The organism is Pseudomonas sediminis, assembly GCF_002741105.1.
In the GTDB taxonomy this organism is placed as follows: Bacteria; Pseudomonadota; Gammaproteobacteria; order Pseudomonadales; family Pseudomonadaceae; genus Aquipseudomonas; species Aquipseudomonas sediminis.
The window spans coordinates 114,835-140,868 of sequence record NZ_NIQU01000005.1 but is presented as its reverse complement, the minus strand read 5'-3'; the positions used below and the strand labels follow the sequence as shown (position 1 = coordinate 140,868).

At 64.0% G+C, this 26,034-nt stretch carries 29 protein-coding genes; 7 read left to right on the top strand and 22 right to left on the bottom strand.

Features of this window, described 5'->3' with window-relative positions; all coding sequences use genetic code 11:
* Positions 1-13: 13 nt before the first annotated feature.
* A complete protein-coding gene (locus CDO35_RS13905) occupies positions 14-328 on the bottom strand; it encodes a hypothetical protein (RefSeq protein ID WP_099525303.1) in 315 nt (104 codons plus the stop codon).
* 83 nt (positions 329-411) lie between these two features.
* On the opposite strand from CDO35_RS13905, the gene CDO35_RS13900 reads away from it, so the two are divergent.
* Together CDO35_RS13900 and CDO35_RS13895 are read left to right on the top strand one after the other, a co-directional pair.
* Positions 412-753 (top strand): YajD family HNH nuclease, encoded by a 342-nt coding sequence (locus CDO35_RS13900; RefSeq protein WP_099525302.1) that lies wholly within the window; start codon positions 412-414, stop codon positions 751-753.
* A 47-nt stretch (positions 754-800) separates the two neighbouring features.
* The gene (locus tag CDO35_RS13895) at positions 801-1,271 is read left to right on the top strand and encodes an RNA methyltransferase (protein ID WP_037002491.1); all 471 of its coding nucleotides are present in this window, start codon (positions 801-803) and stop codon (positions 1,269-1,271) included.
* A 17-nt stretch (positions 1,272-1,288) separates the two neighbouring features.
* Here CDO35_RS13895 and CDO35_RS13890 read toward each other — a convergent pair whose 3' ends face one another.
* From CDO35_RS13890 to rnd, 5 genes are all read right to left on the bottom strand, one after another.
* Positions 1,289-2,515, bottom strand: coding sequence for a gluzincin family metallopeptidase (locus CDO35_RS13890; protein WP_099525301.1), 1,227 nt, complete (start codon positions 2,513-2,515; stop codon positions 1,289-1,291).
* A 100-nt stretch (positions 2,516-2,615) separates the two neighbouring features.
* Positions 2,616-3,065 carry a YcgN family cysteine cluster protein gene (locus CDO35_RS13885; protein WP_099525300.1) on the bottom strand — a complete coding sequence of 150 codons (450 nt, stop codon included), beginning with the start codon at positions 3,063-3,065 and terminating at the stop codon, positions 2,616-2,618.
* A 133-nt stretch (positions 3,066-3,198) separates the two neighbouring features.
* Complete coding sequence (locus CDO35_RS13880; protein WP_099525299.1) at positions 3,199-4,131, bottom strand: D-2-hydroxyacid dehydrogenase; 933 nt, start codon at positions 4,129-4,131, stop codon at positions 3,199-3,201.
* A 3-nt stretch (positions 4,132-4,134) separates the two neighbouring features.
* Positions 4,135-4,428 carry a YcgL domain-containing protein gene (locus tag CDO35_RS13875; RefSeq protein WP_099525298.1) on the bottom strand — a complete coding sequence of 98 codons (294 nt, stop codon included), beginning with the start codon at positions 4,426-4,428 and terminating at the stop codon, positions 4,135-4,137.
* Positions 4,425-5,558, bottom strand: coding sequence for a ribonuclease D (gene rnd / locus CDO35_RS13870; RefSeq protein ID WP_099525297.1), 1,134 nt, complete (start codon positions 5,556-5,558; stop codon positions 4,425-4,427). The genes CDO35_RS13875 and rnd overlap by 4 nt, the downstream gene beginning before the upstream one ends.
* A gap of 131 nt (positions 5,559-5,689) precedes the next feature.
* Between rnd and CDO35_RS13865 the strand changes: the two genes are divergently transcribed.
* Entirely contained in the window at positions 5,690-6,751 is a 1,062-nt protein-coding gene (locus tag CDO35_RS13865; RefSeq protein ID WP_099525517.1) for an SMP-30/gluconolactonase/LRE family protein, read from the top strand.
* A gap of 131 nt (positions 6,752-6,882) precedes the next feature.
* Here the strand turns inward: CDO35_RS13865 and CDO35_RS13860 are convergent, their stop codons facing one another.
* Positions 6,883-7,563 carry a spermidine synthase gene (locus CDO35_RS13860; RefSeq protein WP_099525296.1) on the bottom strand — a complete coding sequence of 227 codons (681 nt, stop codon included), beginning with the start codon at positions 7,561-7,563 and terminating at the stop codon, positions 6,883-6,885.
* 129 nt (positions 7,564-7,692) lie between these two features.
* Positions 7,693-9,030 (bottom strand): NADP-specific glutamate dehydrogenase, encoded by a 1,338-nt coding sequence (gene gdhA / locus CDO35_RS13855; RefSeq protein WP_099525295.1) that lies wholly within the window; start codon positions 9,028-9,030, stop codon positions 7,693-7,695.
* A gap of 330 nt (positions 9,031-9,360) precedes the next feature.
* On the opposite strand from gdhA, the gene CDO35_RS13850 reads away from it, so the two are divergent.
* The 4 genes from CDO35_RS13850 (at position 9,361) to CDO35_RS13835 (ending at position 13,206) form a co-directional block, all read left to right on the top strand.
* Positions 9,361-10,215 (top strand): sulfurtransferase, encoded by an 855-nt coding sequence (locus tag CDO35_RS13850; RefSeq protein ID WP_099525294.1) that lies wholly within the window; start codon positions 9,361-9,363, stop codon positions 10,213-10,215.
* Positions 10,216-10,627: 412 nt separating this feature from the next.
* Positions 10,628-11,107 carry a hypothetical protein gene (locus tag CDO35_RS13845; protein WP_099525293.1) on the top strand — a complete coding sequence of 160 codons (480 nt, stop codon included), beginning with the start codon at positions 10,628-10,630 and terminating at the stop codon, positions 11,105-11,107.
* A 149-nt stretch (positions 11,108-11,256) separates the two neighbouring features.
* Positions 11,257-12,531, top strand: a complete 1,275-nt coding sequence (locus CDO35_RS13840; protein WP_099525292.1) for an OmpP1/FadL family transporter — start codon at positions 11,257-11,259, stop codon at positions 12,529-12,531.
* A gap of 63 nt (positions 12,532-12,594) precedes the next feature.
* Positions 12,595-13,206 (top strand): response regulator transcription factor, encoded by a 612-nt coding sequence (locus CDO35_RS13835; protein ID WP_099525291.1) that lies wholly within the window; start codon positions 12,595-12,597, stop codon positions 13,204-13,206.
* Here CDO35_RS13835 and CDO35_RS13830 read toward each other — a convergent pair whose 3' ends face one another.
* The 14 genes from CDO35_RS13830 to cbiB form a co-directional block, all read right to left on the bottom strand.
* Entirely contained in the window at positions 13,207-14,955 is a 1,749-nt protein-coding gene (locus CDO35_RS13830) for a hybrid sensor histidine kinase/response regulator (RefSeq protein ID WP_099525290.1), read from the bottom strand.
* A 12-nt stretch (positions 14,956-14,967) separates the two neighbouring features.
* Positions 14,968-16,026, bottom strand: coding sequence for a lipase secretion chaperone (locus CDO35_RS13825; RefSeq protein ID WP_099525289.1), 1,059 nt, complete (start codon positions 16,024-16,026; stop codon positions 14,968-14,970).
* A 42-nt stretch (positions 16,027-16,068) separates the two neighbouring features.
* Positions 16,069-16,995: an esterase/lipase family protein gene (locus tag CDO35_RS13820; RefSeq protein WP_099525288.1), complete on the bottom strand. Its 927-nt coding sequence runs from the start codon at positions 16,993-16,995 to the stop codon at positions 16,069-16,071.
* 267 nt (positions 16,996-17,262) lie between these two features.
* Positions 17,263-17,814, bottom strand: a complete 552-nt coding sequence (locus CDO35_RS13815) for a glutathione peroxidase (RefSeq protein WP_099525287.1) — start codon at positions 17,812-17,814, stop codon at positions 17,263-17,265.
* Between the two features lie 62 nt (positions 17,815-17,876).
* A complete protein-coding gene (locus tag CDO35_RS23095) occupies positions 17,877-18,002 on the bottom strand; it encodes a hypothetical protein (RefSeq protein WP_256579287.1) in 126 nt (41 codons plus the stop codon).
* Entirely contained in the window at positions 17,999-19,204 is a 1,206-nt protein-coding gene (locus CDO35_RS13810) for an MFS transporter (protein WP_099525286.1), read from the bottom strand. Before CDO35_RS13810 ends, CDO35_RS23095 begins: the two co-directional genes overlap by 4 nt.
* A gap of 58 nt (positions 19,205-19,262) precedes the next feature.
* Complete coding sequence (locus CDO35_RS13805) at positions 19,263-19,667, bottom strand: MarR family winged helix-turn-helix transcriptional regulator (protein ID WP_099525285.1); 405 nt, start codon at positions 19,665-19,667, stop codon at positions 19,263-19,265.
* 72 nt (positions 19,668-19,739) lie between these two features.
* Complete coding sequence (locus CDO35_RS13800; RefSeq protein ID WP_099525284.1) at positions 19,740-20,471, bottom strand: adenosylcobinamide-GDP ribazoletransferase; 732 nt, start codon at positions 20,469-20,471, stop codon at positions 19,740-19,742.
* The gene (cobC, locus tag CDO35_RS13795) at positions 20,468-21,040 is read right to left on the bottom strand and encodes an alpha-ribazole phosphatase family protein (protein WP_099525283.1); all 573 of its coding nucleotides are present in this window, start codon (positions 21,038-21,040) and stop codon (positions 20,468-20,470) included. Before cobC ends, CDO35_RS13800 begins: the two co-directional genes overlap by 4 nt.
* Entirely contained in the window at positions 21,040-22,095 is a 1,056-nt protein-coding gene (gene cobT / locus CDO35_RS13790; protein WP_099525282.1) for a nicotinate-nucleotide--dimethylbenzimidazole phosphoribosyltransferase, read from the bottom strand. The genes cobC and cobT overlap by 1 nt, the downstream gene beginning before the upstream one ends.
* On the bottom strand, positions 22,092-22,613 hold the full coding sequence (gene cobU, locus CDO35_RS13785) for a bifunctional adenosylcobinamide kinase/adenosylcobinamide-phosphate guanylyltransferase (protein ID WP_099525281.1): 522 nt from the start codon (positions 22,611-22,613) through the stop codon (positions 22,092-22,094). Before cobU ends, cobT begins: the two co-directional genes overlap by 4 nt.
* A 58-nt stretch (positions 22,614-22,671) precedes the next feature.
* The gene (locus CDO35_RS13780) at positions 22,672-24,123 is read right to left on the bottom strand and encodes a cobyric acid synthase (protein ID WP_099525280.1); all 1,452 of its coding nucleotides are present in this window, start codon (positions 24,121-24,123) and stop codon (positions 22,672-22,674) included.
* Positions 24,123-25,133, bottom strand: a complete 1,011-nt coding sequence (gene cobD, locus CDO35_RS13775; RefSeq protein WP_099525279.1) for a threonine-phosphate decarboxylase CobD — start codon at positions 25,131-25,133, stop codon at positions 24,123-24,125. Before cobD ends, CDO35_RS13780 begins: the two co-directional genes overlap by 1 nt.
* Positions 25,126-26,034 (bottom strand): adenosylcobinamide-phosphate synthase CbiB, encoded by a 909-nt coding sequence (gene cbiB, locus CDO35_RS13770; RefSeq protein ID WP_099525278.1) that lies wholly within the window; start codon positions 26,032-26,034, stop codon positions 25,126-25,128. The genes cobD and cbiB overlap by 8 nt, the downstream gene beginning before the upstream one ends.

Here is a 26,034-nt window from a genome sequence, read left to right as displayed (position 1 = left end):
CAAAAAACGATGATCAGTCCTGCTTGCGTTGCCCATCCAGCCCCTGGCTGTTGCGGCGCAGTTGCTCATCCAGTTGCGGAATCGGCTGGTCACCGGTGGATTTCGGCGCAGTCCCTGGGGGCGTTTGTCCCTGGGGCGGCGGTAAAAGGGGCGCCGATCCCTGGCGCTTGATCGTACTGGGCGTGGAAGGCTGGCCGTATGGCTGCGGCGTGGCGGTGCCCGGCGCGCCCGCCCCAGGGGCGGACGGCATGCGTATCGGCTCCTGAGCCCAGGCCAGACTGCCGAGGCTGGAGGCCAGAATCATCACGGCGAACAGAGGCAAGCGCATGACATTTCTCCTGTGCAGCTGGCTTTCGTTCTATTCTGGCAACATATCCAGACAAGCGTTCACCTTCGATAACAGGTTCCGCCATGAGCACCAGCAACAACCCCTATTATCTGTCCGCCCAGGCCGAAGAAGGCTACCGGCAGAAAGCGCTGAAAATGTACCCCCACGTCTGCGGCCGCTGCGCCCGTGAGTTCTCTGGCAAGCGCCTGAGCGAACTGACCGTGCACCACCGCGACCACAACCACCACAACAACCCGGCCGATGGTTCCAACTGGGAGCTGCTGTGCCTGTTCTGTCACGACAACGAACACTCGCGCTACACCGACCAGCAGTACTTCGCCGAAGGCTCCACCGCCAGCCCTCAGGCCGCCAAATCGACCTACAAGGCCTTCGGCGATCTGGCCAGCCTGCTGAAAAAGGACTAGGGCGTGGCACTCGGCACCGTATAATCGGCGCTTTTGCGAGTGCCACCGTGGCCAACAAGAGATACGCCTGCATCGGCCTGTTCAATCCGAAATCCCCGGAAAACGTCGGTTCCATCATGCGTGCGGCAGGCTGTTATGGCGTCAGTTCGGTGTTCTACACCGGAACCCGCTATGACCGCGCCAAGGATTTCATCACCGATACCAAGAAGGTTCACCAGGATATCCCGCTGATCAATATCGACGATCTGCGCAAGATCCTGCCGCTGGGCTGCACCCCGGTAGCGGTGGAACTGGTCGATGATGCCCGCGCCCTGCCCGCCTATACCCATCCCGACCGGGCGCTTTACATCTTCGGCCCGGAGGACGGCTCACTGCAGCAGGAGATTCTCGACTGGTGTGGCGCCGAAGTGGTGTACATCCCGACCCAGGGCTGCATGAACCTGGCCGCGACGGTCAACGTGGTGCTCTACGACCGCCTGGCCAAGGGTAACAACACCCGCTCCGGCCCCCTGTTCTGACCACGAAGCGCTAACGCTCAACGCAGCAAACGCGTGTCCAGGGTCTTCGACGGACCGCCGATGACGTTCTCGGTGATGTCGATGAAATCCTTGGTGCTGACCTTGTCCAGGCGCATCAGGCCACGGGTGACGTCATCGAGCGACAGATTGCCCTTTTCCTTGGTCTTCTGCCGAATCTCGCGATCCAGCTCCTGCAACAGCAACACCGCACGCGCCGTGACCGGGCCACTGGCGTTGTCGGTACGCAGGCTGTTGACCGGTTTGCTCCAGCGAATCAGCTGCTCGCGGATTTTCTGATAGCGGTCCTCGCTGATGCCGCCGGCACGGCGCATCAACTCGATGGCGTAATACTCGGCAAGACCTTCGGCGATCCAGTCGCTGCGCTCGCGGCCATAGATACGGCCGAACACGTGTACCAGCTCGTGCACCAGGGAGCTGGTGCCGTTCTCGCTGACCAGCGGCCGATCAGCATGCATGAAGTAGGAGTTGGCCGCTGACAGGCCGCCGCGCCACATCGGGTCGCCAGCGCCAACGATCAGCAGTTTGTCCGGATCGCGCGGGAACACCTGCTGCATCTGCGGCCAGACGAAGGTGAGGAAGGTCATGATGTCCATGCGCCGCATGCCCTCGCCGATGGGCGCAGAGATGGCGACTTCGGTGTCGCCCAGACGGGTGCGACGGGTGCCGAGCTTGCCGGCGAGCATCCAGCCGGTCGGGCGGTCGAACTTGCGCTGCGGGTTGTCGATGCGGAAACGGTTCTTGCCGATACGCGGCCAGCCGGTCTCCACACTTTTCCAGCCCTTGGGCAGATCGAACTGCAGGCGCGCCACCAGATCGGTCTTGTCCTTCTGATCGAGCTTGGCCGCCGGCACCAGGTCGTCACCGCGAAACAGCGCCCAGTCCTGGGTCAGCCGGGCGTCGTAGCGACCGGGCTTGCGCTCGTTGTCGATCAGCACGCGGTAGCTCAAAACGCTCCTGCCCTCCCCCGGCTGCCATTTGCCGCGCCCGGCCTGCTCCTGCGACCACTGGCCGTCGGCCTTGAAGTCGCTGAAACGGCCGTCTTCGCCGAGGTTGAAGTCAAGACTGCGCACGCGCTCGCCCTTCTCCAGGGTGATGCTGACTTCAGCCTGATTGCTCTCCGGCAAGAAGCGCACGCGGTAATCCAGATCGACCTTCTGCGTGGCGGCGAAGGCCGGCAGACTCAGAAGCAGCAAAAACGAGTACAACGGCAAGCGAAGGGACATCGAGCGAACTCCTGATGCTGAACGTGGCGGCATATGACAGCTGCGCCACAGGGCAAATTCCATGGACGGCAAACAGAATTGCCACGAAGCCGCGTGGCAATCAACCTGCGCGAAAAATCAGATGATCTTCCCAGTCGTCTTCGGCCACGCTGTTCTCACTGAGCATACGTCCTGATTGGGAAATGCGCTCGGCGTGCACCGCGTCCGGGTCGCCGCAGACCAGGTGATGCCAGTGCGGCAGGTCCTTGCCTTCGCTGACCAGGCGATAGCCACAGGTGGGCGGCAGCCAGCGGAACTGATCGGCCTGCGCCGGGGTGAGCTGAATGCAGTCAGGCACGTGCTTGACCCGATTGGGGTAATCGCTGCAACGGCAGGTTTGCAGGTCCAACAGCTTGCAGGCGATGCGCGTGTAGTAGACAGCACCGTCGTCTTCGTCCTCGAGCTTCTGCAGGCAGCACAGGCCGCAACCGTCGCACAGCAACTCCCACTCGCGCGGATCGAGCTGGGCGAGTGTCTTGCGTTTCCAGAAGGGTTCGAGGTCGGCAGCCATGGCAGCAGTATGGACTCAAGCGTAAAAAGCGCGGCAGTCTAGCTTGGGCATCCGCCCCGGCCAAGCGGCGCATGCCGAACGGCGGGCCATGGGCAGCCGCCCATGGGGTGCGCCATGCACACCAACTGGATGCTCAATAACCGCGGGCGAAATCCACTTCACCCTGTAACGGCTGTCCGGCTTGCCAACGCGCCAGGTTGTCGATGAACAACTCGCCCATCAACGCCGGATCGGTGGGCGCAGAGCTGTGGCCGGTGAGTAGCAAACGCGGCGTCGTCCAAAACGGATGGCCTGGCGGCAAAGGTTCTTCACGGCAGACGTCGATCACGGCTGCGGCCAACTGGTTCTGCTCCAGTGCGGTCACCAGGTCAGCATCGACCACGGCAACGCCGCGCCCGGCATTGATCAGCACCGCTTCTGGGCGGAAATGGGCGAGCAGCCGGGCATCGTACAGATCGCGCGTGGCCGGCGTATCCGGCAGCAGGTTGACCACGTAGTCGGCCCAGGCGACCAACTGCGCCAGTCGATCCATGGCCGCGACCTCGAAAAACGGCATCTGCTCACGCGCCTGGCTGGCAACGCCACGCAGTTCCACCCCAAAGGGCTGAAGAAAGCCGGCCACGGCCAGACCGATATCACCGCAACCGACCACCAGCACGCGGCGCCCGCGCAGGCTACGTGGCAGGCTGTGATCCCAATGCTGCTCGACCTGCGCCGCCAGGCGGGCGAACAGGCGCCGCTCGTGGGCCAGCATATGGCCAAGCACGTATTCGGCCATTACCTGTCCGAAGATGCCGACCGCACGGGTCAGGCGGTAATCACGCGGCAATCCTTCCGCCAACAGCGGCGTGATGCCGGCCCAGGTCGATTGCAACCACTGCGGCCGCGTGCCGTCGCGCAACAGCGGTGCGAGCAGGTCGGGTTGCCCCAGCCACAGGTCGCACTCGCCGGCATGCTCACGCAGCGATTCGAGCTGCGCACTGGCGACCAACTGCAGGTCGGGGCAGGCGCTACGGATACGCTCGGCGTAGAACGCATGCTCCTCTTCGGCGATCAACAGGCGCATCGGTCACACCGGGTCGTTACGGCGCAGCAGTTCGTCAGGCAGGTGCTCGATGTACTCTTCCTCGGGCGGCGGCATCTGGAGGTGATAGCCCTGCTTCTCGAGGTTCTCCAGCACCTGGGCGATGTCCTCGCGGGCCAACTGACGCTCGGGGCTGAGCACCAGGTCGAAGGCATGCGCGGGTGGGCCGAAGACGCTGAGCAGCCCTTCCGGTACACGCGCCAGAGCATCGGCCTTGAGTACGTAAAGGTACATCTCGTTCTTGCGCGAACTCTTGTAGATGGAACAGATGCGTTTCACGCGGATTCTCCTTCGGCGGCCAGGCAATCCAATAGCGCCTGGCCCATCAGCTCCCGGCGCCAGCCGCGCAGGGAGTCGGGCAATTGGTACGGGCCATGGGGGAAGCCGGTTTTCAACAGGGCTTCCAGGGTTTTCTTGCGCAGCATCAGCTCAGGGACGATGTCAAGGCGCTCACCTTCTTGCTGACCGATGACACGCAATTTCTTCAGCAGCGCAGAGGCTTCGATGGGCAGCGGCTCGGGCAAGGCTTCGGGCCACTGCTCGGGCGGCAGCGCAGCGGCATCACGAATCAGCTGCAGCAGTGTCTCTCCGTCCTGACGCACGGTTTTCGGGTGCATGTCCTCGATGCGCGCCAGCGTCACCAGGTTATCCGGCTGGGTACGCGCCAGCGGCCACAGCGAATGCTCGCGCAGCACGCGATTACGCGGCTGGTTGCGGGCCCGCGCCTCGCGCTCGCGCCAGGCGCACAGTGCGCGCAGCACGGCCTGCTGTTGACGCGACAGTTTCCACGCCAGCTTGGCCTCGCGCCAGGCGTCTTCCGGGGCGATCTCACGACCAAGATTGGCGACCAGTTCGGCACCGTCCTCCAGAATCCACTCGACCTTCTGCGGCGCCAGGCGGGCCATCAGGGCGCGGTACACCTCAACGAGATGCAGCACGTCCTCGGCGGCGTAGCGCACCTGCAGCTCAGACAGCGGCCGCTGCAGCCAATCGGAGCGGGTCTCGCCCTTGGGCAGCTCGATATCCAGCAAGGCCTGCACCAGGCGCGAGTAGCCCATGGAGAAACCGAGATTCAGATAACCGGCGGCCAGTTGCGTGTCGAACAGCGGCGTCGGCAGGCTGCCGGTCAGGCGTAGAAAGACCTCCAGGTCTTCACTGCATGAATGCAGCACCTTGACCACTGTAGGCGACTCAAGCAGCGCGGCGAACGGCCGCCAGTCGCTGATGCGCAAGGGGTCGATCAGGTAGGCGCCGTCGCCAGCGCTGACCTGCAGCAAACCGGCGATGGGATAGAAGGTGTCGACGCGCATGAACTCGGTGTCCAACGCGACGAAGGGCTGCGCCTGCCAGGCGGCGCAATGCTCGGCCAGGCTGGCGTCGTCGAGAATCCAGTGAATGTCGTTAGCCACGCGGCTCTCCCGTCTAGAATGCCGCGCAGTATATATGCCCAGGCCAGCGCACGGGGCAGCAGCCTGCCGCCGATGACGGGAACTGTGTAATCTGTGCCGCGCACCACCTCCGAAACGGAAGAACAACAATGCTGAAGAAACTGCTTGCCCTGGTCGTCATGCTGCTGGCCGCAGCGGCCAGTTACCTGGCCCTGACGCCCAGCCCGATCGATCCGCTGCCCTGGGATGCCGCGCCCGCCCCGGCGATGACTGGAACACTGGAGCCCAACGACACCCTGATGAAAGCCGAGCTGCTGGCGCGCGGCCAGGTGCATGGCCCGGAAGACACCGCCGTCGACAGCCAGGGCCGGGTGTACGCCGGCCTGCATGATGGCCGCATCGTTCGCGTGCTGGAAGACGACAGCCTGGAAACCTTCGCCGACACCGGCGGCCGCCCGCTGGGCATGAACTTCGATGCCAGCGGCAATCTGATCGTCGCCGATGCCTACAAGGGCCTGCTGAGCATCGACCCGCAGGGCGCGATCAAGGTGCTGACCACCGAGGCTGAAGGTCTGCGTTTCGCCTTCACCGATGACCTGGACATCGCCAGCGACGGCACCATCTACTTCAGCGACGCCTCCTCGCGCTTCGAACAGCCGGACTACCTGCTCGATCTGCTCGAGGCACGCCCTCACGGCCGCCTGCTCAGCTACAACCCGGCCAGCGGCGAGACCCGTGTACTGCTGAAAGACCTGTACTTCGCCAACGGCGTGGCGCTGTCGGCGAACGAGGACTTCGTGCTGGTCAACGAAACCTATCGCTATCGCATCACCCGCTACTGGCTCAAGGGCGACAAGGCCGGCCAGCACGACATCTTCATCGACAACCTGCCGGGCCTGCCGGACAACCTGCAGGGCGACCGCAACGGCACCTTCTGGGTGGCCCTGCCGACCCCGCGCAAGGCCGATGCCGACTTCCTTCATCGCCACCCCTGGCTCAAGGCGCAACTAGCCAAACTGCCGCGCGCGCTGTGGCCGAAAGCGATCCCTTACGGCTTCGCCATCGCCCTCAACGAGAACGGCGAGATCGTCCGCAGCCTGCATGACACCAGTGGCACACACCTACGCATGGTCACCTCGGTGAAGCCGGTAGGCGACTACCTGTACTTCGGCAGTCTGGACAACGATCGCATCGGCAAACTGCAGATTCACTAAGGGCGAGACTCCACCAGCGAATGACAGCAAAAAGGCGGAGTGATCATTCGCGGTGGTGCGCCAAGTTGGTGGGCTGAAGCGGATCGCCGCCCGGCCCGACCTACTGCAAGGCAAATCGAAAGGCTGCAGGCTCAGACCTTCTGAGCAATCCAGATGGTGTGCCGCGTGCCCCGATTGCCGTGGGCATATACCTGCACCGCTTCGCCCTTGAAGCCGGCCTTACGCACCTTCTCCAAGAACGCCCGGTCGGCGCTGGATGACCACACCGCCAGCATGCCCTTGGGCCTCAGTGCCCTGGCGCACTGACGCAGGCCGTCCATGCTGTACAGCCAGTCATTGCCCTTCTGAGTCAGACCCTCCGGGCCGTTGTCGACGTCCAGCATGATCGCGTCGTAGCACTGCTCGGCGGCCTGCAGCACCTTGGCGACGTCCTCCTGAATGATCACTGCACGCGGGTCATTCAACGGATAACCGGACTTCGCCCCCAACGGGCCACGATTCCACTCGACCACCCCTGGCACCAACTCGGCCACCGCCACCTCGGCATCCGCGCCCAGGTGTTGGAGTGCCGAGGCCAGGGTGAAGCCCATGCCCAGACCACCGATCAGCACCCGCGCCTGTGGACGACCGGCGATCTGCTTGCAGGGAATCGCGGCCAGGGCGTCTTCCGAACCGTGCATGCGCGTATTCATCAGTTGCCCGCCATCGCCGCCGGCAATCTTGATCACGAAATCTTCGCCGTATTCGAACAGGTTGAGCGCGCCATCCGTACCCGGGATAGGAGCGGTATCGAGCAGAACGAAGCGTTTCATAGAAGGCGAGGACCTGTGTTGCGAGCGAGAGGGCAGGCAGCATGCCTGAATCGGCCGGGCAACACAGCCCCGCCAGAAACGACGAGGCTCCGCGTTCTCACGCGGAGCCTCGAGTCTACTGCGATGGGCTCAGACCACGCCTTGCGCCAGCATCGCATCGGCGACCTTGACGAAGCCAGCGATGTTGGCGCCCTTGACGTAGTTGATGCGGCCATTCTCTTCACCGTGATGCACGCAGGCATGGTGAATGTTCTGCATGATGCCGTGCAGACGCTCGTCCACCTCGCCGGCGCTCCAGTGCAGGCGCATGGCGTTCTGGCTCATTTCCAGGCCGCTGGTGGCCACGCCACCGGCGTTGGACGCCTTGCCCGGTGCGTAGCAGATACCGGCCTCGACGAACAGGTCCACCGCTTCCAGGGTGGAAGGCATGTTGGCGCCTTCAGCCACGCAGATGCAGCCGTTCTTCAGCAGCGTGCGAGCATCCTCAGCGTCCAGTTCGTTCTGCGTCGCGCAAGGCAAGGCGATATCGCAGGCCAGCCCCCACGGACGCTGCCCGGCGAGAAACTGCAGACCATAGTGCTCGGCCATCTCGCGCAGACGACCACGACGCACGTTCTTCAGCTCCATCAGGTACTGCCACTGTTCGTCGTTGAGGCCGCCCTCGGCATGCAGCGTGCCTTCGGAGTCGGACAGCGAGATCACCCGTCCGCCCAGCTCCATGATCTTCTGCGCCGCGTACTGGGCGACGTTGCCGGAGCCGGAAACGGCCACGCGCTGGCCCTCGAAACCCCGGCCGATGCGCTTGAGCATCTCCTGGGCGAAGTAGACGCAGCCGTAACCGGTGGCCTCCGGGCGGATCAGGCTGCCGCCATAACTCAGACCCTTGCCAGTCAGTACCGAGGTGAACTGGTTGGACAGACGCTTGTACTGACCGAACAGGTAACCAATCTCGCGACCGCCGACGCCGATGTCACCGGCCGGTACGTCCAGATCGGCGCCGATGTGACGGTACAGTTCGGTCATGAACGACTGGCAGAAACGCATCACCTCGCCTTCGCTCTTGCCCTTGGGGTCGAAGTCCGAACCACCCTTGCCACCGCCCATGGGCAGCGAGGTCAGGGAGTTCTTGAATACCTGCTCGAAGGCGAGAAACTTGAGTACACCGAGGTTCACCGAGGGGTGGAAACGCAAGCCGCCCTTGTAGGGGCCGATGGCGCTGCTCATCTGGATGCGGTAACCGCGATTGACCTGTACCTGGCCACGATCATCGACCCAGGGCACGCGAAACAGAATGGCCCGTTCCGGCTCGACCATGCGCTCGAGAATGCCGGCATCGCGGTAGCGCGGGTTGGCCTCGAGGAAGGGCCACAGGCTGCGCACCACCTCTTCCACCGCCTGGTGGAATTCCGGCTGATCGGGGTCGCGCTGCTTCAGGCGCGCCAGGAAAGAATCGACGGACAACGACATGCGGCACCTCGACACCACAAAGACAAAGTGGCCGGCACTCTAGCAGGCAGCAAAGCACCAAAACAGATCAAAATGTCGCCTTTATGAAACTTTTTAGTGCGCACACTGCAAATAAAGATTGTAAAGCCTCTATCGCGTAATCATCCCCACCCAATAACGCACCAAATAATTGCATTCAGCGCACGAACATCGATCACCCATGATTGAATCGGCCTCAGCGCTGGCGTTACAGCTTTCCCAAATGAGTGTGAGAAGGCTTTTCTTCGCAGAGGCCCAATAGAGGGCCAGGCGGTATGATGCCGCAAACCCTGCTACGAAACAGGAGGCTGCATGCCACTCGCTCAACTGATCAGTGCGGAACACCTTCAACAGCGTCTAGGCCAAAACGACCTGCTGGTACTGGACTGCCGCTTCGCCCTCGAAGACCCAGCCTATGGGCGCCGCAGCTACGTCGATGGGCATATCCCGGGCGCGCACTTTCTCGACCTGGAGCAGGACCTGTCTGCCCCAGTGGTCAAGGGCGTAACCGGTCGCCACCCGCTCCCCGACCCGAGTTATCTGGTCGAACGCCTGCGCAGCTGCGCTCTGCGGGCGAATAGCCAGGTCGTGCTGTATGACGACGGTCCCGGTGCCTTCGCCGCACGCGCCTGGTGGTTGCTGCTGTGGCTGGGCAAGCGTGATGGTTTGTACCTGCTCGATGGGGGCCTGAAAGCCTGGCGTGAAGCAGGACAGGAACTGACCACCACGCCACCTAACAACACCCCGGGCGATTTCTCCGCGCAACCCGACAGCAGCCTGCTGCTGACTGCCGATCACCTGGCCCAGCACTTGGGCAACCCGGAGCTGACCCTGCTCGACGCGCGGGCACTGCCGCGCTTTCGCGGCGAGGTCGAGCCGCTCGACCCGGTCGCCGGGCATATTCCCGGCGCACAATGCGCCGTATTCACCGACAACTTGGGTAAGGATGGTCGCTTCCTTCCGGCAGCGGTATTGCGCGAGCGTTTCGACGAGCTGCGCGGCGAACGCCCGATGGAAAATCTGGTGGCTTACTGCGGCTCCGGGGTCACAGCCTGTCACAACCTGTTCGCCATGAGCCTCGCCGGTTATCCATTGGCGCCGCTCTACGCAGGCTCCTGGAGCGAGTGGATCACCGATCCGACGCGCCCGGTAGCCACGGGTGATTGATCGAGGGTTTTAAGCACCAATCGAAATATGCCCAATAACTCAAATCCGGAATCAATTTAAAAACAGCCCTTTATAGCTGAAATATCACACTAGACTTGAGAATGAGCGGCTAACCCCGCTCCCGGTGGGGCCTTTAACGAAAAGCCCAGACCGTTGAAAAACGTCAGCGAGGCAGGCAAGACAAGGCAAAAACAGCCGAGAAACGGTCGGAATCGCGCTCGATTTTACAAGCGTGAATGAGCATTTCGACTGGGCTCGCACACGAGGCTGTTTTTAACGCAAGATTGCCAACGCACGACTGCATGGATGCAGGAGGTAGAGCGACGCAGGAAGCCAAAGCCGAGATAGTTTTTCATCGGTCTGCAAACAGCTGCCACGCGCCCGGCCCTATCGGCACCCTTGCGAGGATGCCATGGGAATTGCCGCCTGCGATCTCAGCCGGCATGTGATCCGCCCTACCCTGCTCTATCTCGAACGCCATAGCGCCACCGCCGAGGCGCTGCTGCTGGGGGCTGCGGCTTGTCAGTCAGCTCTGGGCAGTGCGCTGGACACCCCGCAAGGCCACGGTTTGTATCGCATCAGCGAACAGCGTCACCAGATACTCTGGGACCAGCATCTGGCCTTCGACCCAGATCTTGCCAGCCGTGTACGTGGCCTCGCCAGCCAGCACGCATTCTTGGAAATGCCGCACATGGAGCTGACGGTCAATCTGCGTTACGCCACTGCCATTGCTTGGCTGATGATCGAAAGCGAAAAACTCGAGCTGCCGGCCGCTGATGACGTGCTGGCCATGGGCCGAATTTGGCGCAAGGTTTTTCAGCCGCAGGCGAGCCAACATGACTTTCTCGATACCTGGCAACGCTGCATTGAGCCCGCAAGCCAGGCGGCCTGACCAGGCAGTCAGAAAATACAATTTAGAAAATCCATTCAGTATCCAACCAATTGTCCGACAATACGCTCTATTTCGGGAACTTCAGCGCCTTGGCAGGGGTCAGGAAAAACTGTAGCGTGCGCCCCTCGCCTCACCACAGGAGCTTCCCCGTGAGCAAACGTCTTCTCAAGACCGGTCTTGCCGTCGCCATCACTGCCACCTCGAGCCATGGTTTCGCCAGCGGCTTCGCCCTCAACGAACAAAGCATTTCCGGTATGGGTACCTCCTTCGCCGGACGCTCATCGTCGGCCGACGATGCCAGCACCGTGTTCGGCAACCCGGCCGGCATGGCCCGCCTCAAGCGCGACGAAGTCTACGTTGGTGCTGCGGTGATTCACGCCAAGAGCGATATTAGCCACGCCAGCGCCAATGCGGGCCCGCTCACGCTGTCCGGCAGTAACGACGGCGATATGGTGCCGACCACCGGCGTGCCCATGGGCTATTACGTCAAGCCGCTGGACGACAAGGTCGCCTTCGGTCTGGGTATCTACGTGCCCTTCGGCCTGATGACCGACTACGAGAGTAATTTCCAAGGCCGGTATCACGCGGACAAGAGCTATGTACGAGTGATCACGATCCAGCCGACCCTGAGCTATCGCTTCAACGACAAGCTGTCAGTCGGCTTCGGCCCGACCTTCAACCATATCGAGGGCGAACTCAGCTCCTCCGTGCTCAACCCGCTGAGCCCTGGCAACAACGATGGCAAGGTGCGGGTCAAGGGCGACGACACCGCCGTCGGCTTCAATGTTGGCGTGCTCTACGAGTTCACCCCGCAGACCCGTGCCGGCTTGGTCTATCATTCGCGGGTGAAGTACGAGCTGGAAGGTGATACTCGCGTTTCCGGTAGTGGCGCTCTGGCCGGCATCGCCGGCAAGTACGACGCCAACCTGGACCTGACCACGCCCGAATCGGTGGACATGTCCATTACCCACGACCTGACCGATGCGCTGACACTGCATGTCGGCAGCACCTGGACGCGCTGGAGCCGCTTCAAGGAAATCCGCGTGGAGAACGACTCCGCCACCTTGCCGGCCAACCTCGCCACCATCGTTGAGGAGCAGAACTGGCACGACACCTGGGCTCATGCGGTCGGCCTGTCGTACAAGGTCAACCCGCAATGGACGCTGCGCACCGGTGTCGCCATCGACCAGTCACCGATCAACAACGTCGACCGCTCGCCACGCGTGCCGTCCGGTGACCGCACCATCTTCAGCGTCGGTGCCGGCTGGAGCCCGAATCAGGACATGACCATCGATGTGGCCTATTCCTACCTGCAGGAAGAGTCGGTGGACGTGAACCACGCCAGCGCCACTCGAGGCACCTACAGTGCACGTTACAAGAACAGTGCACACGGTCTTGGCGCCTCGCTCAGCTACCGCTTCTAATCGGGCCACTGCATTGGCTAAACTCACGCGGCAGAACAACAATAAAAGCCGCGTGAGAACATCATGACTGCCCTCTGCACTACCCTGCCCGACAATCTCCGTCTGCTGTTGGTCGACGATCACCGCATTTTTCTCGATGGCCTGTCCCTGGCCCTGTCGCCGCTCAGTGCGAACCTGCAGATCCACACCGCGCACAATGCCACGGAAGCCGAGCAGTGCCTGCGCCAACACAGCTATGACCTGATCCTGCTCGACCTGCGCCTGCCTGACGTGCCTGGCCTGGAGCTGTTGCAGCGCTGGCTGGCGCGCGGCGAAAGCACTCCGGTGGCCATTCTCAGCGCCAGTGACTCGGCGCTGGATGCCCAGGCGAGCCTGGCGGCTGGCGCGCTCGGTTTCATCCCCAAGAGCTCCGATGGCCATGCCCTGCGTCAGGCGGTGACTCGCGTCCTGCTGGGTGAAACCCTGCCGGCGCCGAGCAGCGCCTCACCGCTGACACCGAGGCAGCTAGAGATTCTCCAGCTACTGGCCGAGGGTCTGCCGAACAAAGCCATCAGCCGCCAGCTGGGCCTGGCCGAAGACACGGTCAAGACCCACCTCAAGGCCCTGTTCGAAACCTTCGCCGTGCATACCCGCACCGCCTGTGTCAGTGCCGCCCGCCAGCGTGGCTGGCTGTGATCAACTGACGGCCTGGCGCGCTCGCAACTGAGTGGCCAGCACTTGACGCAAACGCGCCGGCAACAGCGGTTTGCCCAAGGGGATGACGTGAGCGGGCAGGCAGCGCTCGTGCAGCTCCGGGCTCAGGTCAGCACTGATCAGTAGAGCCGGGAGCATCAGCCCGGCCGCCTCGCGCATGCGCTCGATGGCCTGCAGACCGTCCTCCTGCTCGGCCAGCCGGTAGTCACTGATCAGCAACTGCGGTGTATCGACCCGCAATACCTGCAGCGCACTGGCTAGGTCAGCGCAAGCCTGCACCTCGCAGCCCCAGCGACGCAGCAAGCCAGCCAGCGCTTCACGCCCGGCTGGGTCGTCTTCGAGTAGCAGCACGCGCCCCTGCAAGGTCAATCCAGTATCGGCGCGCGGCGCTGCCACAGGTACCTCGGCCAGCGGCAAACGCAGGACGAAGCGTGCGCCCGCGCCCGGCTGTGAATGCAGGTGCAAGGGGTGCTCCAGCACCTCGGCCAGCTGCCGCACGATGGCCAGACCAAGACCGAGTCCGCGCTCGACATTGCGCCCGGGATTGTCCAGTTGACGAAACTCCTCGAACACCAAGGCCTGCTCCGCCTCACTGAGGCCGCGACCATCATCGGCCACCTCCAACACGATCTCGTCGCCATCAGGCGCTGCGCTCAACCTCAGGTGCTGCGCCTGTGCGTGCAGCAGGGCATTGTTCAGCAGGTTGCGCAGCAGGCGCTCCAACAGCAGCGGGTCGCTGTATACCCCGCACTCGTCGCAGTGCAGCTCAAGCTGCAACTCTTGTTGCTGCGCCTCTGGCGCCACTTCGGCAATCAGCCGCTCGAGCAAGGGGCGCAGGGCAAACGCATGCGAGCTGGCCTGCACACCACCGGGCAAGGTCAGACGGGTGTAGTCGAGCAGCGATTGCAGCAGGCGTCCCAACTGCTCCACCGACGCGGCCAGGCGCGAGCTGATGCGCCGGGTCTGCAGGTCACCGCCCTGTTCCACCAGATGTTCGGCGTACAACCCCATTGCGTTGAGCGGCTGGCGCAGATCGTGACTGGCCGCTGCGAGCAGGCGCAGCTTGCGCGCGTCATCGGCTTCGGCGCGCTGGCGCGCCAGATCGAGCAGGCGCAGGTTCAACCAGGCACCACGCTGACCATGCTCCTGCATATAGGCGCCGACGCTGCCGATCAGGTTGGCGCAGAACAGAAACAGGCCCTGATAAGCCAGCGCGCCACCGGTTTCACCGAACAGCACGCCGACGCCAATGAACAGCAGGCAGAAGCTCCAGCTACACAGGCTGATCGCACGAAACGACAGCCCGAGCAGGGCGTAACCGAACAACAGGATAAGGAATAGGCCGTCGTAGGGCATCGCCACGCCCTGCTGCCAGCAGAGGTGTACGATCAACGCGACACTGACGCCGTTGACCCAGTAGGCCGCGGCATAGACCAATGGCACCCTGGCAGGCGGTGCCTCGACCCGGCGGCAGTAGAAAAAGGACAGCGCCAACACCGCCAGCGCAAGCATACGCAGCGGTAGCACCGACAGGCTGACCGGCAGCGGCATGAGCAGAAAATCCAGCAGCGCATAAATCAACTGAAACAACGCTGCGATGGGGGCGATCAGCGGCAGGCGCCGACGAATGCGCTGCACCCGATGCTCGGCAAAACCCGCCTCCAGCTCGGTAGCGAAACGCAGCGAGCGATAGCCTCGGCGCTGCTGGGCCAGCAGCAGGCGCTCACTCATGGGCGGCAACCGTCAGGGGTCGAGCAGCTCCGGTTGCTTCGCGGCGATGGCGTCATAGGTTTCCACACGGTGTCGGTCTTCACTGTTGAACAGGCGCTCGCGTAGCTGACGCTGCAGTTGCTCGTTATCTGCCTCGCTCAGCCCCCGCCCTTGCAGGCTGGCCAACTCATTGCGATAGGCCTGATAGTGCTGCTGCCAATCGCGCTCGCGGCGCTGTTCATCCAGCAGGCTCTGCACGGTCTGCGGATCATAGGTCATCGCCAGGAAATCGCGCACCTGCTGCTCATCCGCACCATCACGCCACAACTGCTCACTGCGCTGCAATTGCTCCAGCGCGAGCTGCTGGCGCTGTTCGCTTTCTCGCAGCGCATTGGGCAGACGCGCACGCAACTGTTCGAGCATCTGCGTACGCTGTGCCTCACCGAGGTCATCACGCTGCTGCAACGCCAGACTATCGAGGGTGTAACGGGCATAGGCCTGTTCGGCGCCAAACAGTGCTTCCTGCGCAGCGGCAGAAAAATGTGCCCGGCGCAGCTCGTCCAGACGCGCGAAAGCTGATTGCAGGGCCTGCAACTGCGCCTGCGGTTCGATCTGTTGCCTAGCATCCAGCGGCTGCTGCATCAGCGCCATACTGGCGCGCTTGTAGTCCAGGTAGTCACCAAGCAGGCTGACCATCTGCCCAAGTGCGGGTTCCGGCAGACGCCGCCCGGCATCGGCCAGCAGCGCCTCGATCACCGCATCGAGCCCGGAATGATCGACGGCGCTGAGGAAATAATCGAAGTAGTCGCGCACCGCCAGGTCCAGCACCAGATTACCGGCCGCATCGGTGCGCAGTCGGCCGTCCACCTCGGTATCGGCCAGGCTGGGCAAGGTCGCGGCCACTGACGGCTGTGCCTCGACAGATGCCTTGGCGATAGGGACAGACAGCGGTTCAGTCGACGTTTGCCGTGACGGCACGGCGACAGCGGCAGTTGGCAACGCCTCGGGTACCGCTGCCGGCCAGCGCCAATACAGGGTAAGACCACCCGCCACCACCACGGCGACCAGGGAAAGACTGAAGAACTTGGACATGCAACCTCGCTGCGGCGGGTCACCCCGCCGCGTTCACCGGGATCAGACGCCCTTGTTCTTCAGGCGGTTGGCATGCTGGCGATACAGCGACACCGGCTCGGTCCAGCCACGGATGCCGAACAGATGGTTGATCGCATCGACGTGATTCATGTTGTAGCTGTCGTCGATCACCTGCCCCAGGTAGGTGGAACACACACCTACCAAACCGTCGTTCTTCTCGCTGCCGAACACCAGGCCGGTGAAGGCCAGGAACGGATCGGCCGCATCGAGCACGTTGGTATAGGCGGCATTACCCGTCCAGGAGTAGTAGCGGATGCTGTGCCCACGCACGTTGTGCACTTCGGTGGACTTGGCGCAGTAGCTGCTGGTGTTGACGCCCCACGGGTGACGGCTGTTCAACGAACTGGTACCTGCGGTGGTCAGGGTGCCCAGCGCGTTGATACCGCTCTGCGGGTTGCTCGACCCGGACAGCAGGTTGATCACCGCACCGAGGGCATTAGCGATGGCGTTGGCACCACCTTCGATCCCGCTGCCCGGTGGCAGCACGCCACGCACTACGTCAGCGACCTTGGAGCCCTTGTTGACACCGTTGATCGAGGTCACCGAGGCGACCAGATCCGGGCGTAGCGAAGCGGCCACGCGCGAGGTCGGCGAACCCTGGCTGTGACCGATCAGGTTGACCTTGCCGCCACCGGCAGCGGCCCAGGGCACGATCTGCCGGGCCAGTTCGGCGCCACGCTGCTCGCTGTCGTTGAAGGCGGCGACGCTGGCGACGTGCACCCGGGCGCCGTCGCGTTCAAGGTTCCAGGGAATGGTGTGGAAGTAGTTGACCAGACCGCCGATAGTGTTGAAACCGGTCACGCCGTGCACCAGCACGATCGGGTACTTGGTCTTGGTGTAATTGGCCTGGGCCTCGACGGCGCCAAGTAGAGCGAGTGTTGCCAGAGCAGCGGTATAGACGCGACGCATGGGTGCCTCCTTATTGTTCTTGTAGGGCACGCCGGGTGAACTGCGTCCGGCGCCTGGCCAGTCTAGGCAGGCAGCCGGATGCGGCCCATCGCCCAGATGGGTGAAGGGCCGCGAAACAAAAAGACCCAGAACCTGTTCAAAGTCTCGCGAGCTAGAGTCATGCAAGGCAAAAGCAGGAGAGGAAGCGGAGTGTGCTGTAGCACATGAGCATTCCGAACCTGTTTTTAACGCAGCAGGGCCGACGCGCAGCAGACTTTGAATAGGTTCTCAGGGTTGCGAAGCGATCGCCTTTTCGACGGCGGCGATCAACTCGGGATCATCCGGCTTGGTCAGGCTGGAGAAGCTGGCCACCACCTTGCCCTGACGGTCGACCACGTACTTGAAGAAATTCCAGCGCGGCTGCCGGCTCTGCTCGGCCAGCCCCTTGAACAATGGGATGGCGTTGGCACCGGAAACCGGCTGCGGTTCGGTCATGGCGAAGGTCACGCCGTAGTTGACGTAGCAGACAGTGGCCGTTTCCTTGCTGTCGGCGGATTCTTGGCGGAAGTCGTCAGATGGCACGCCGAGCACTTCCAGGCCCTGATCCTTGTAACGCTGGTATAGCGCTTCAAGCCCTTTGAATTGCGGGGTGTAGCCGCAGAAGCTGGCAGTGTTGACCACCACCAGCGGCTTGCCCGAGAACTGACAGAGCTCGATGTTTTCACCTTTGGCTCGCAGCTTGGGCAGTTCGCCCTGCAGCATGGCCGGGCATTCGGCGGCCAGCGCTGGCAACGCCAGGCTGGACAGCAACAGGGAACAGGCAAGACGACGAAGAGACATGGCAGTGACCTCAAGCGATGACGCGATTGCACCACGCTACTCGCAGGCCCAGCCGCAAGCAACTAGCAGATACCGACACCCAGCTGCAGCAAAGCCAGCCCACCCTGGCGCCAGCCCCACCAGGCCAACGCCAGCAGCGTACCGAAGCCCAGCGCCACGGCACTGAGCGTCAGCACCTTACGGCTCATGCCGGCGCGCCCTGCAGACGCGCCACCGGCACCTCACGCACCGGCCAGTTGAGCGCGGCGGCCATCAGGCTGAGGCCGATAGAAATTTGCCAGACCAGGTCGTAGCTGCCAGTGGTGTCGTAGAGATACCCACCCAGCCAGCCACCGAGGAAGGAGCCGAGCTGGTGGAACAGGAACACGATACCGCCGAGCATCGACAGGTTACGCACGCCGAACAGGGTCGCCACGGTACCGTTGGTCAGCGGCACGGTGGACAGCCACAGCAGGCCCATGGCGATACCGAACAGATAGGCACTCCATTGCGTCAGCGGCGCCAGCAGGAACAGCGTGATCACCACCCCACGCAGCAGATACAGCGCACTGAGCAGACGCGGCTTGGACATGCGTCCGCCGAGCCAGCCGGCGATGTAGGTGCCGAAGATATTGAACAGGCCGACCAGCGCCAGCACCGTGGTACCAGTCAGCGCCGGCAGATGGTGATCGACGAGGTAGGCTGGCAGGTGCACGGCGACGAACACCACCTGGAAACCACAGACGAAGAAACCCAGCGCCAGCAGCCAGAAACCGGAGTGGCTGGTGGCCTCGCGCAGCGCTTCGATCAGCGTCTGCTGTGGACCATTGCTCGCTGGTGGAGGTGTCTCCTTGATCATAACTGCCAATGGAATCATCAACGCCACCAGCAGCCCCAGGGCCAGTAATGCTGCCGACCAACCGAGCCAGCCGATCAGCCCGAGCGTGCCCGGCAACATGGCGAACTGCCCAAACGAGCCTGCCGCCGCAGCGACGCCCATGGCCATGCTGCGTTTCTCCGGCGGTACCGCGCGCCCGACCACACCCAGGATCACCGAGAACGAGGTACCGGACAGGCCGATGCCAATCAGCAAACCGGCACTCAGCGACAGCGATAGCGGCGAATCGGCCATGCCCATCAGCATCAGGCCGAGCATGTACAGCACACCGCCAACGACGATGGCCTTGCGCGCCCCGAAGCGGTCGGCCAGCGCACCAGTGATCGGCTGAGCGATACCCCAGATCAGGTTCTGCAAGGCGATGGCGAAGGCGAACACCTCACGCCCCCAGCCAAACTCCGCACTCATCGGCGGCAGGAACAGGCCGAAGCCATGGCGCGTGCCTAGCGACAGCGCGAGGATCAGCGATGCACCGAGCAACAGCCAGGTGGTTGAACGCCATGCAGTGGTCATCAGTCTCTCCAGCGAACGGCCATTCACGACCGCTCAGGCAGTAAAAATGAGTTGGCCATCAGGCCAGTTGTTCGAGCAACCTCATCAATTCGGCACGGCGACCTTCGCCCAGTTGCGCGGTCACCTCGCGCTGCGCCTGTTCCCACAGCGGCAGCGCCAGATCGATGCGCTGCAGGCCAGCTTCTGTGAGCCGTACCTCGCGAGCGCGCAAGTCGCGCCCTTCTCCCAGTTGCACTAGCCCCTGCTCTTCCAGCACCCGCACGTTGCGCCCCAACGTGCTGCGATCCAGCCCCATGGCCTCGGCCAGCACGGAAATGCTCGGCTGCCCGAGCCGCTGTACGTGGCGCAGCAGGGAAAACTGCGCACCGCCAAGCCCGACAGCAGCCAGGGCGTCATCGTAGAGACGGGTAACACCGCGACTGGCGCGGCGCAGTTGGGTACAGAGACAGGAGGTCGGCAACATGAATACAGGTATATACCCGCATCAACGATTCACACTCATACAGTTATGCACTGGGTCGGCATAACAGTTGTGTCAGAGGCTCAGCGCTAGCGCTAAAAGTGCGCCGCACTCAGCCAGCTCGACCAGTGCACCGGCCGTATCACCCGTGGTGCCGCCGAGACGTTGCAGCAAGGCGTGGCGCAGCCAGGCGAACAGCAGCAAGCCCGTCGCCAGCACCAGCAGGCCCTGCCAGCCGAACAGCAGCATGCCCAGCAGGTGCAGGCCCAGCACCCAGGGCAATTGTCGGCGCGGCAAGTGATCGACCAGCGTCTGACCCAGCCCACCGGAGCGCACATAGGGCGTGGTCGCCAACAGCAGTGGTAACAGGCTGCGTCCCAGCCAGGGCAACAGCAGCAGGCAGATCCCCTGCCCGGCCTGAAGCAGCGTAAACAAGGCAGCGAACTTGAGTAGCAACAGCAGCACCAGCACCACTACTGCGATAGGCCCGCTGCGTGGGTCTTTCATGATCGCCAGGGTGCGCTCACGGTCACCAAAACCGCCGACCCAGGCATCAGCCGTATCGGCCAGGCCGTCCAGATGCAGGCCACCGCTCAGCCCCACCCACAGCGCCAGAATGATCGCTGCCTGTAATAAGGCCGACGTCTGCCCCAACAGCAGGTGCGCGCCCCATAACAGCAGGCCGAGCAACAGGCCCACGGCCGGATACCAGAGCAGCGAACGCCCCACCAGCTCCGGCGCGGGCATGCCAGGCAGCGTGACAGGCAAGCGAGTGAGGAACTGCAGGGCGATCAGCAGCGCAATCATGGCAATTCCGTCAGCTGCCCGTCGGCATCCAGGCTCAGGCGAAAACGCTGGGCGTAGCCGACGTTGACCTGCAGCAGCTCCTGGCGTGGCAGACAGCGGGCTCGCGCCAGCAGCAGACGCATGACACCGCCATGAGTGATCAACAGCAGGCGCTCGTCCGCATGGTTCTGCTGCAAGCGCCGCATGGCAGCCAGAATACGCTCCTCGAACTGCAGCAACGGCTCGCCATTGGGCGGCGTGAACGCATAGGGATCGGCCCAGAACCTGCCCAATGCATCGGCATCGCTGCCCATCAGCTCGGCAGCGCTACGCCCTTCCCAGTCACCGAAATGCAGCTCCTGCAGGCCGGGCTCAAGGTGCAGCGGCAAACCATGGGCGGCGGCCAGCTCCTCGGCAAAGCGGGCACAACGCTGCAGCGGCGAGCTGATCAGGCGATCCCAGGGGCCAGCGCCCTGCACGGCGGCACGCAACTGCGCCCAGCCCTGCTCGGTGAGCGCATCGTCCAGGCTGCCGCGCAAACCGCCACCCAGTTCGGTCTCGCCATGGCGCAGCAATTCCAGCTGCAGCATCAGCTCGGTCTCTCGGCAACGGCAGCTTCAGCGAAGGTCGCCATCTGACCGTGCAGGGCGCAGGCCAGGCGCAGCAACGGCACGGCCAATGCGGCGCCGCTGCCCTCGCCCAGGCGCAAGCCGAGTTCCAGCAGTGGTTCGGCCTGCAGCGCCTGCAGCACGCGCAAATGGCCTGGCTCGGCGCCGTGGTGGGCGAACAGCAGCCAGTCGCGGCAACCAAGGTTCAGGCGCACGGCGAGCAATGCGGCGACGCTGCAGATAAAGCCATCGACCAATACCGCGACACCCTGCTGCGCAGCGGCCAGGTAAGCACCAACGAGGGCGGCGATCTCGAAGCCACCCAAGTGGATCAGCGCCTGCAGCGGATCGGCGATCTGCGTCCGGTGCAGCGCCAGCGCAGCATCGATCACCCGCGCCTTGTGCGCCACGCCAGCACCGTCCAGCCCGGTTCCCGGGCCAGCCAGCTCACTTGCAGGGCAATCCAGCAGCCAGCAGGCCAACGCCGCCGCGGCCGTGGTGTTGCCGATGCCCATCTCGCCGCCGACGAACAGGTCGCAACCACTGGCGCGCGCGCGTTGGACGCTGTCGCGGCCAGCTTCCAGGCAAATCATCGCCTGGGCCAAGGTCATCGCCGGATCGCGGGCGAAATTCTGCGTGCCGGCGCCGACCTGCAGATGACGCACGCCAGGCAGCGGCGGCAATGGTTCGGCAGTCCCCAGATCGATCACCTCCAGCGCTGCGTCCAACTGACGCGCGAGCACGCTGATGGCCGCACCGCCAGTGACGAAGTTGGCCAGCATCTGCCCGGTCACTGCCTGCGGATAGGCGGAAATGCCCTCGGCCACCACGCCATGGTCACCGGCAAAGATGGCGATCGACAGCTTGTCCAGGCTCGGCCGCTCGCGCCCCTGTAATGCGGCCAGATGGATGGCGAGACTCTCCAGCCGCCCCAGCGAACCCGCGGGCTTGGTCAATTGCTGCTGACGCGTCTCGGCCTTGACCCGCGCAACATGATCGAGCGGCTGACACGGCCCTTGCCACCATTGCAGGCTCATAACGCCTCCCCCTTCAACACCATGGGCAAACCGGCAACTGTGAACAGCACGCGCTGGCTGCGCTCGGCCAGCGCCTGGTGCAGCCAGCCGGCTTCATCGACATAACGACGGGTGAGCTCGCCCAGCGGCACCACGCCCAGCCCGGTTTCGTTGCTGACCAGCAGAATGCGCCCTGGCAACATATCCACGCAGCCGAGCAACAGCTCACGCTCAGCCTCAAGCCGCGCCGAATCCTCCAGCATCAGCAGATTGGTCAGCCACAGGGTCAGGCAGTCCACCAGCAGGCAACGGCCGGGCGCAGCCTGTTCGCGCAGCACGCGGGCGAGTTCCAGTGGCTCCTCGACCAACGCCCAGTGTGCTGGCCGACGTGCACGATGCTGGGCGACGCGTGAATTCATCTCGCCATCGAGCGGCTGGCTGGTGGCGATGTAGACGACCTCCAATCCGGACTCGTCGGCCAGCTTCTCGGCCAGCCGGCTCTTGCCGGAACGAGCACCGCCGAGGATCAATTCAAGCATCTTCTCTCCGTAGGGTGCGCTGTGCGCACCATTTCAAAACCTGCGGGTGCCAGGCCCCCTACCCCAGGCCGCAAAGCGCCTTGAGTTTTTCGGTATCCAGGTGCAGCTCCACCTGATCCGCCAGGCGCTCGATATCGCGCTCGCGCAGCGCCTGGTAATCCACTGCCTGCACCTCATGCAGCCCGGCCCAGCGCAACAGTGCGGCGAACGCCGACGGTTGCTCGAACAGGCCATGCAGGTAGGTGCCGAACACCTGGCCATCGGCGCTGAGGCCACCGTCGCTGCGACCGTCATCGAGCCGCACGGCGCCATTGAGCCCAGGCCCGCTACTGACGCCGGCATGAATCTCGTAACCGCTGACATCAGCCTGCTCTAGGCACAACCGACCGCGCACGTTGCGCAACTGTTTCTCCGGCTCCAGCAGCGTCTCGAAATCCAGCAGACCGAGACCTTCGCTACTGCCGGCAACACCTTCCAGGCCGTGCGGATCGTGAATCTGCCGACCGAGCATCTGCAGACCACCGCAGATACCCAGCAGCTTGCCGCCATAACGCAGGTGGCGGGTGATGGCAGCGTCCCAGCCCTGCTCGCGCAGCCGCGCGAGATCGGCGCGCACACTCTTGGAGCCAGGCAGGATGATCAGGTCCGCCGGCGGGATGGCCTGACCGGGCCCGACGAAAGTCAGTTGCACCTGCGGATGCAGGCGCAGCGGGTCGAAATCGGTGTGGTTGCTGATGCGCGGTAATACTGGCACCACCACGTGCAAGGCCTGTTCGTCCTTGACCTGCTGGCGGGTATCGACGGCGTCCTCGGCTTCCAGGTGGAAATCCATCAGGTACGGCAGCACTCCGAGCACGGACTTGCCGGTACGCTGTTCGAGCCAGTCCAGCCCCGGTTTGAGCAACGCGATATCACCGCGAAAGCGATTGATCACGAAGCCGCGGATGCGCGCCTGCTCGCTCGGGCTGAGCAGCTCCAGGGTGCCGACCAGGTGGGCGAACACGCCGCCCTTGTCGATATCGGCGATCAGGATTACCGGGCAATCGACGGCCTCGGCAAAGCCCATGTTGGCAATGTCACCAGCACGCAGGTTGATCTCGGCCGGTGAGCCGGCGCCCTCGACCAACACCAGCTGATGACGCTGCAGCAACCGGGCATGGGACTCCAGCACCGCCGCCATCGCCACCGGCTTGTAGCCGTGATAGGTCAGCGCCTGCATATTGCCGATGGCCCGACCGTGGATGATCACCTGGGCGCCCATGTCGCTGTTGGGCTTGAGCAGCACTGGGTTCATGTCGGTATGTGGCTGCAGCCCGGCCGCCTGCGCCTGCACTGCCTGCGCGCGGCCGATCTCGCCGCCATCGGCGGTCACCGCAGAGTTGAGCGCCATGTTCTGTGGCTTGAATGGTGCCACGGACACGCCCTGGCGCCGCGCCCATCGGCACAGGGCCGTCACCAGCGTGCTCTTGCCGGCATCGGAGGTGGTGCCCTGCACCATCAAGGTGGCCATCAGGGCGTTTCCTCGAGACTGGCCAGGATCGGCGCGCACTCCAGCAGCCCCTGTTCCAGCCGCAGCCAGCCAGCCTCATCCGCCGGCAGGCCGAAACGCAGACTGTCCAGCTCAGCGAACAGGCGCACCAGAATGCCGCGCCGCGCAAGCAGCTCCATGCAAGGCACCGCCCGACGGGTGCAACAGAACTGGAACAGCGCCGAGCCACCGGTCACCGGCATGCCGCAATCACGCAGCAGCGCCGCCAGACGCTCGCCATCGGCCAGCAGGCGCTCACGCTGAAGGCGCTGCCCCTCGCCATCGACCAGCAGGCTGAGCGCCACACTGCGCGCTGGGCCACTGACGGCCCAGGGCCCCAGCAGCGTTTCCAGCTCCTCCAGCAGAGCCTGAGCAGCCAGGACGAAGCCCAGACGCAGACCAGCCAGGCCGAAGAACTTGCCGAACGAGCGCAGCACGATTAGCCCCGGCATGTCGCTGTAGGCAGCCAGGCTGTGCTCCGGCGTGCAGTCGATGAAGGCTTCGTCGACCACCAGCCAGCCGCCGCGCTCGGCCAGTTCGTCATGCCAGTCAAGCAGGCGCGCCGGCTCGATCAGCCGGCCTGTCGGATTGTTCGGGTTCACCACCAGAAGCACATCCAACTGCGGCAAGGCGCGATGCACCGAACCCTCGCTGAGCTTGGTGATGCGATGGCCTTCACGACGCCAGGCAGCAGCATGCTCGGCGTAGGTGGGCGCGATGATGCCCACGCTGGCGTTACGACGTAGACGCGGCAAGGCCTGGATCGCCGCCTGCGAACCGGCTACCGGCAGCAGGCTGACGGCGCCGTAATAATTGCGCGCGGCCTGCTCCAGGCCGTCATCCGCCTCAGGCAGGCGTGCCCAGGCAGACCCCGGTACAGCAGGCAGATCCCAGCCGTAGGGCGCAACCCCGGTGGACAGGTCCAGCCAATCCTCCAGTGGGATGCCATAGCGCTGCGCAGCGGCGCGCAGTCGACCTCCATGCTCAAGCAACCCAGACCTCCCATACGATCAGGCACAGCAACCATAAGCCAACGCCCGCGACGACTCGATTCATCGCCCGCTCGATATCCCGCGCACGCGGCGCCGGGCCTTCGCCCAACTGCGGGCGTTCATGCCGCTCGCCGTGATACTCCGCAGCCCCGCCCAGGCTCACGCCCAGGCTGCCTGCGCCAGACGCCATCACCGGGCCAGCATTGGAACTGTCCCACAGCGGCGCCTGCTTGCGCCAGCACCTAAGCGCCAGGGCGGTACGTCCAAGCAGTGCGTAGGTCAGCGCCACCAGGCGCGCCGGCAGGTAATTGAGCACGTCATCGATCTTCGCCGCGGCCCAGCCAAAACGCTCGAAGCGCTCGTTGCGGTAGCCCCACATGGCATCAAGGGTATTGCTCAGGCGGTACAGCACCACACCCGGTGCACCCGCCACGATGAACCAGAACAAGGCGGCGAAGACCGCATCGGAGCCGTTCTCCAGCACAGACTCGGTGCCGGCACGCGCCACGCCCGTGGCATCCAGTTCGGTAGTGTTGCGGCTGACCATCCAGCCGACGCGCTCGCGCGCCAGAGCCAGGTCCCCCAGGCGCAGCGCGCGGGCCACCGGTTGCGCATGCTCGTAAAGGCTGCGCAGGCCGAGGGCGAAATACAGGGCGAAGATTTCCACGGCCCAGCCCAGACCACTGACCTGTACCAGCAGCCAGGTGAGCAGGGTAAGCGGCAGCACCGCCAGGCACCAGGCGGTGACGCCATGACTGCGCCAGCCGCCGCCGGCCGGGTTGAAGCGCTGCTCCAGGCGCTCGGCCAGGCGACCGAAGGCCACCAGCGGGTGCGCGTGTCGGGGCTCGCCCAGTACGGCGTCCAGCGCCACGCCGGCACAGGTGATCAGCGCCAGACTCAT

Bases quoted from the DNA above. Each gene is read 5' to 3' on its own strand.
- CDO35_RS13850 (WP_099525294.1), top strand. From the start codon at position 9,361: ATGCCACTCGCTCAACTGATCAGTGCGGAACACCTTCAACAGCGTCTA.
- CDO35_RS13885 (WP_099525300.1), bottom strand. From the start codon at position 3,065: ATGGCTGCCGACCTCGAACCCTTCTGGAAACGCAAGACACTCGCCCAG.
- CDO35_RS13780 (WP_099525280.1), bottom strand. From the start codon at position 24,123: ATGGCCACCTTGATGGTGCAGGGCACCACCTCCGATGCCGGCAAGAGC.
- CDO35_RS13880 (WP_099525299.1), bottom strand. From the start codon at position 4,131: ATGCGCCTGTTGATCGCCGAAGAGGAGCATGCGTTCTACGCCGAGCGT.
- CDO35_RS13815 (WP_099525287.1), bottom strand. From the start codon at position 17,814: ATGTCTCTTCGTCGTCTTGCCTGTTCCCTGTTGCTGTCCAGCCTGGCG.
- gdhA (WP_099525295.1), bottom strand. From the start codon at position 9,030: ATGTCGTTGTCCGTCGATTCTTTCCTGGCGCGCCTGAAGCAGCGCGAC.
- cobT (WP_099525282.1), bottom strand. From the start codon at position 22,095: ATGAGCCTGCAATGGTGGCAAGGGCCGTGTCAGCCGCTCGATCATGTT.
- cobU (WP_099525281.1), bottom strand. From the start codon at position 22,613: ATGCTTGAATTGATCCTCGGCGGTGCTCGTTCCGGCAAGAGCCGGCTG.
- CDO35_RS13890 (WP_099525301.1), bottom strand. From the start codon at position 2,515: ATGTCCCTTCGCTTGCCGTTGTACTCGTTTTTGCTGCTTCTGAGTCTG.
- CDO35_RS13825 (WP_099525289.1), bottom strand. From the start codon at position 16,026: ATGTCCAAGTTCTTCAGTCTTTCCCTGGTCGCCGTGGTGGTGGCGGGT.
- cobC (WP_099525283.1), bottom strand. From the start codon at position 21,040: ATGCTGCAGCTGGAATTGCTGCGCCATGGCGAGACCGAACTGGGTGGC.
- CDO35_RS13900 (WP_099525302.1), top strand. From the start codon at position 412: ATGAGCACCAGCAACAACCCCTATTATCTGTCCGCCCAGGCCGAAGAA.
- CDO35_RS13835 (WP_099525291.1), top strand. From the start codon at position 12,595: ATGACTGCCCTCTGCACTACCCTGCCCGACAATCTCCGTCTGCTGTTG.
- CDO35_RS13845 (WP_099525293.1), top strand. From the start codon at position 10,628: ATGGGAATTGCCGCCTGCGATCTCAGCCGGCATGTGATCCGCCCTACC.
- CDO35_RS13905 (WP_099525303.1), bottom strand. From the start codon at position 328: ATGCGCTTGCCTCTGTTCGCCGTGATGATTCTGGCCTCCAGCCTCGGC.
- CDO35_RS13820 (WP_099525288.1), bottom strand. From the start codon at position 16,995: ATGCGTCGCGTCTATACCGCTGCTCTGGCAACACTCGCTCTACTTGGC.
- CDO35_RS13830 (WP_099525290.1), bottom strand. From the start codon at position 14,955: ATGAGTGAGCGCCTGCTGCTGGCCCAGCAGCGCCGAGGCTATCGCTCG.
- CDO35_RS13860 (WP_099525296.1), bottom strand. From the start codon at position 7,563: ATGAAACGCTTCGTTCTGCTCGATACCGCTCCTATCCCGGGTACGGAT.
- CDO35_RS13805 (WP_099525285.1), bottom strand. From the start codon at position 19,667: ATGTTGCCGACCTCCTGTCTCTGTACCCAACTGCGCCGCGCCAGTCGC.
- CDO35_RS13810 (WP_099525286.1), bottom strand. From the start codon at position 19,204: ATGACCACTGCATGGCGTTCAACCACCTGGCTGTTGCTCGGTGCATCG.
- CDO35_RS13800 (WP_099525284.1), bottom strand. From the start codon at position 20,471: ATGATTGCGCTGCTGATCGCCCTGCAGTTCCTCACTCGCTTGCCTGTC.
- cbiB (WP_099525278.1), bottom strand. From the start codon at position 26,034: ATGAGTCTGGCGCTGATCACCTGTGCCGGCGTGGCGCTGGACGCCGTA.
- CDO35_RS23095 (WP_256579287.1), bottom strand. From the start codon at position 18,002: ATGAGCCGTAAGGTGCTGACGCTCAGTGCCGTGGCGCTGGGCTTCGGT.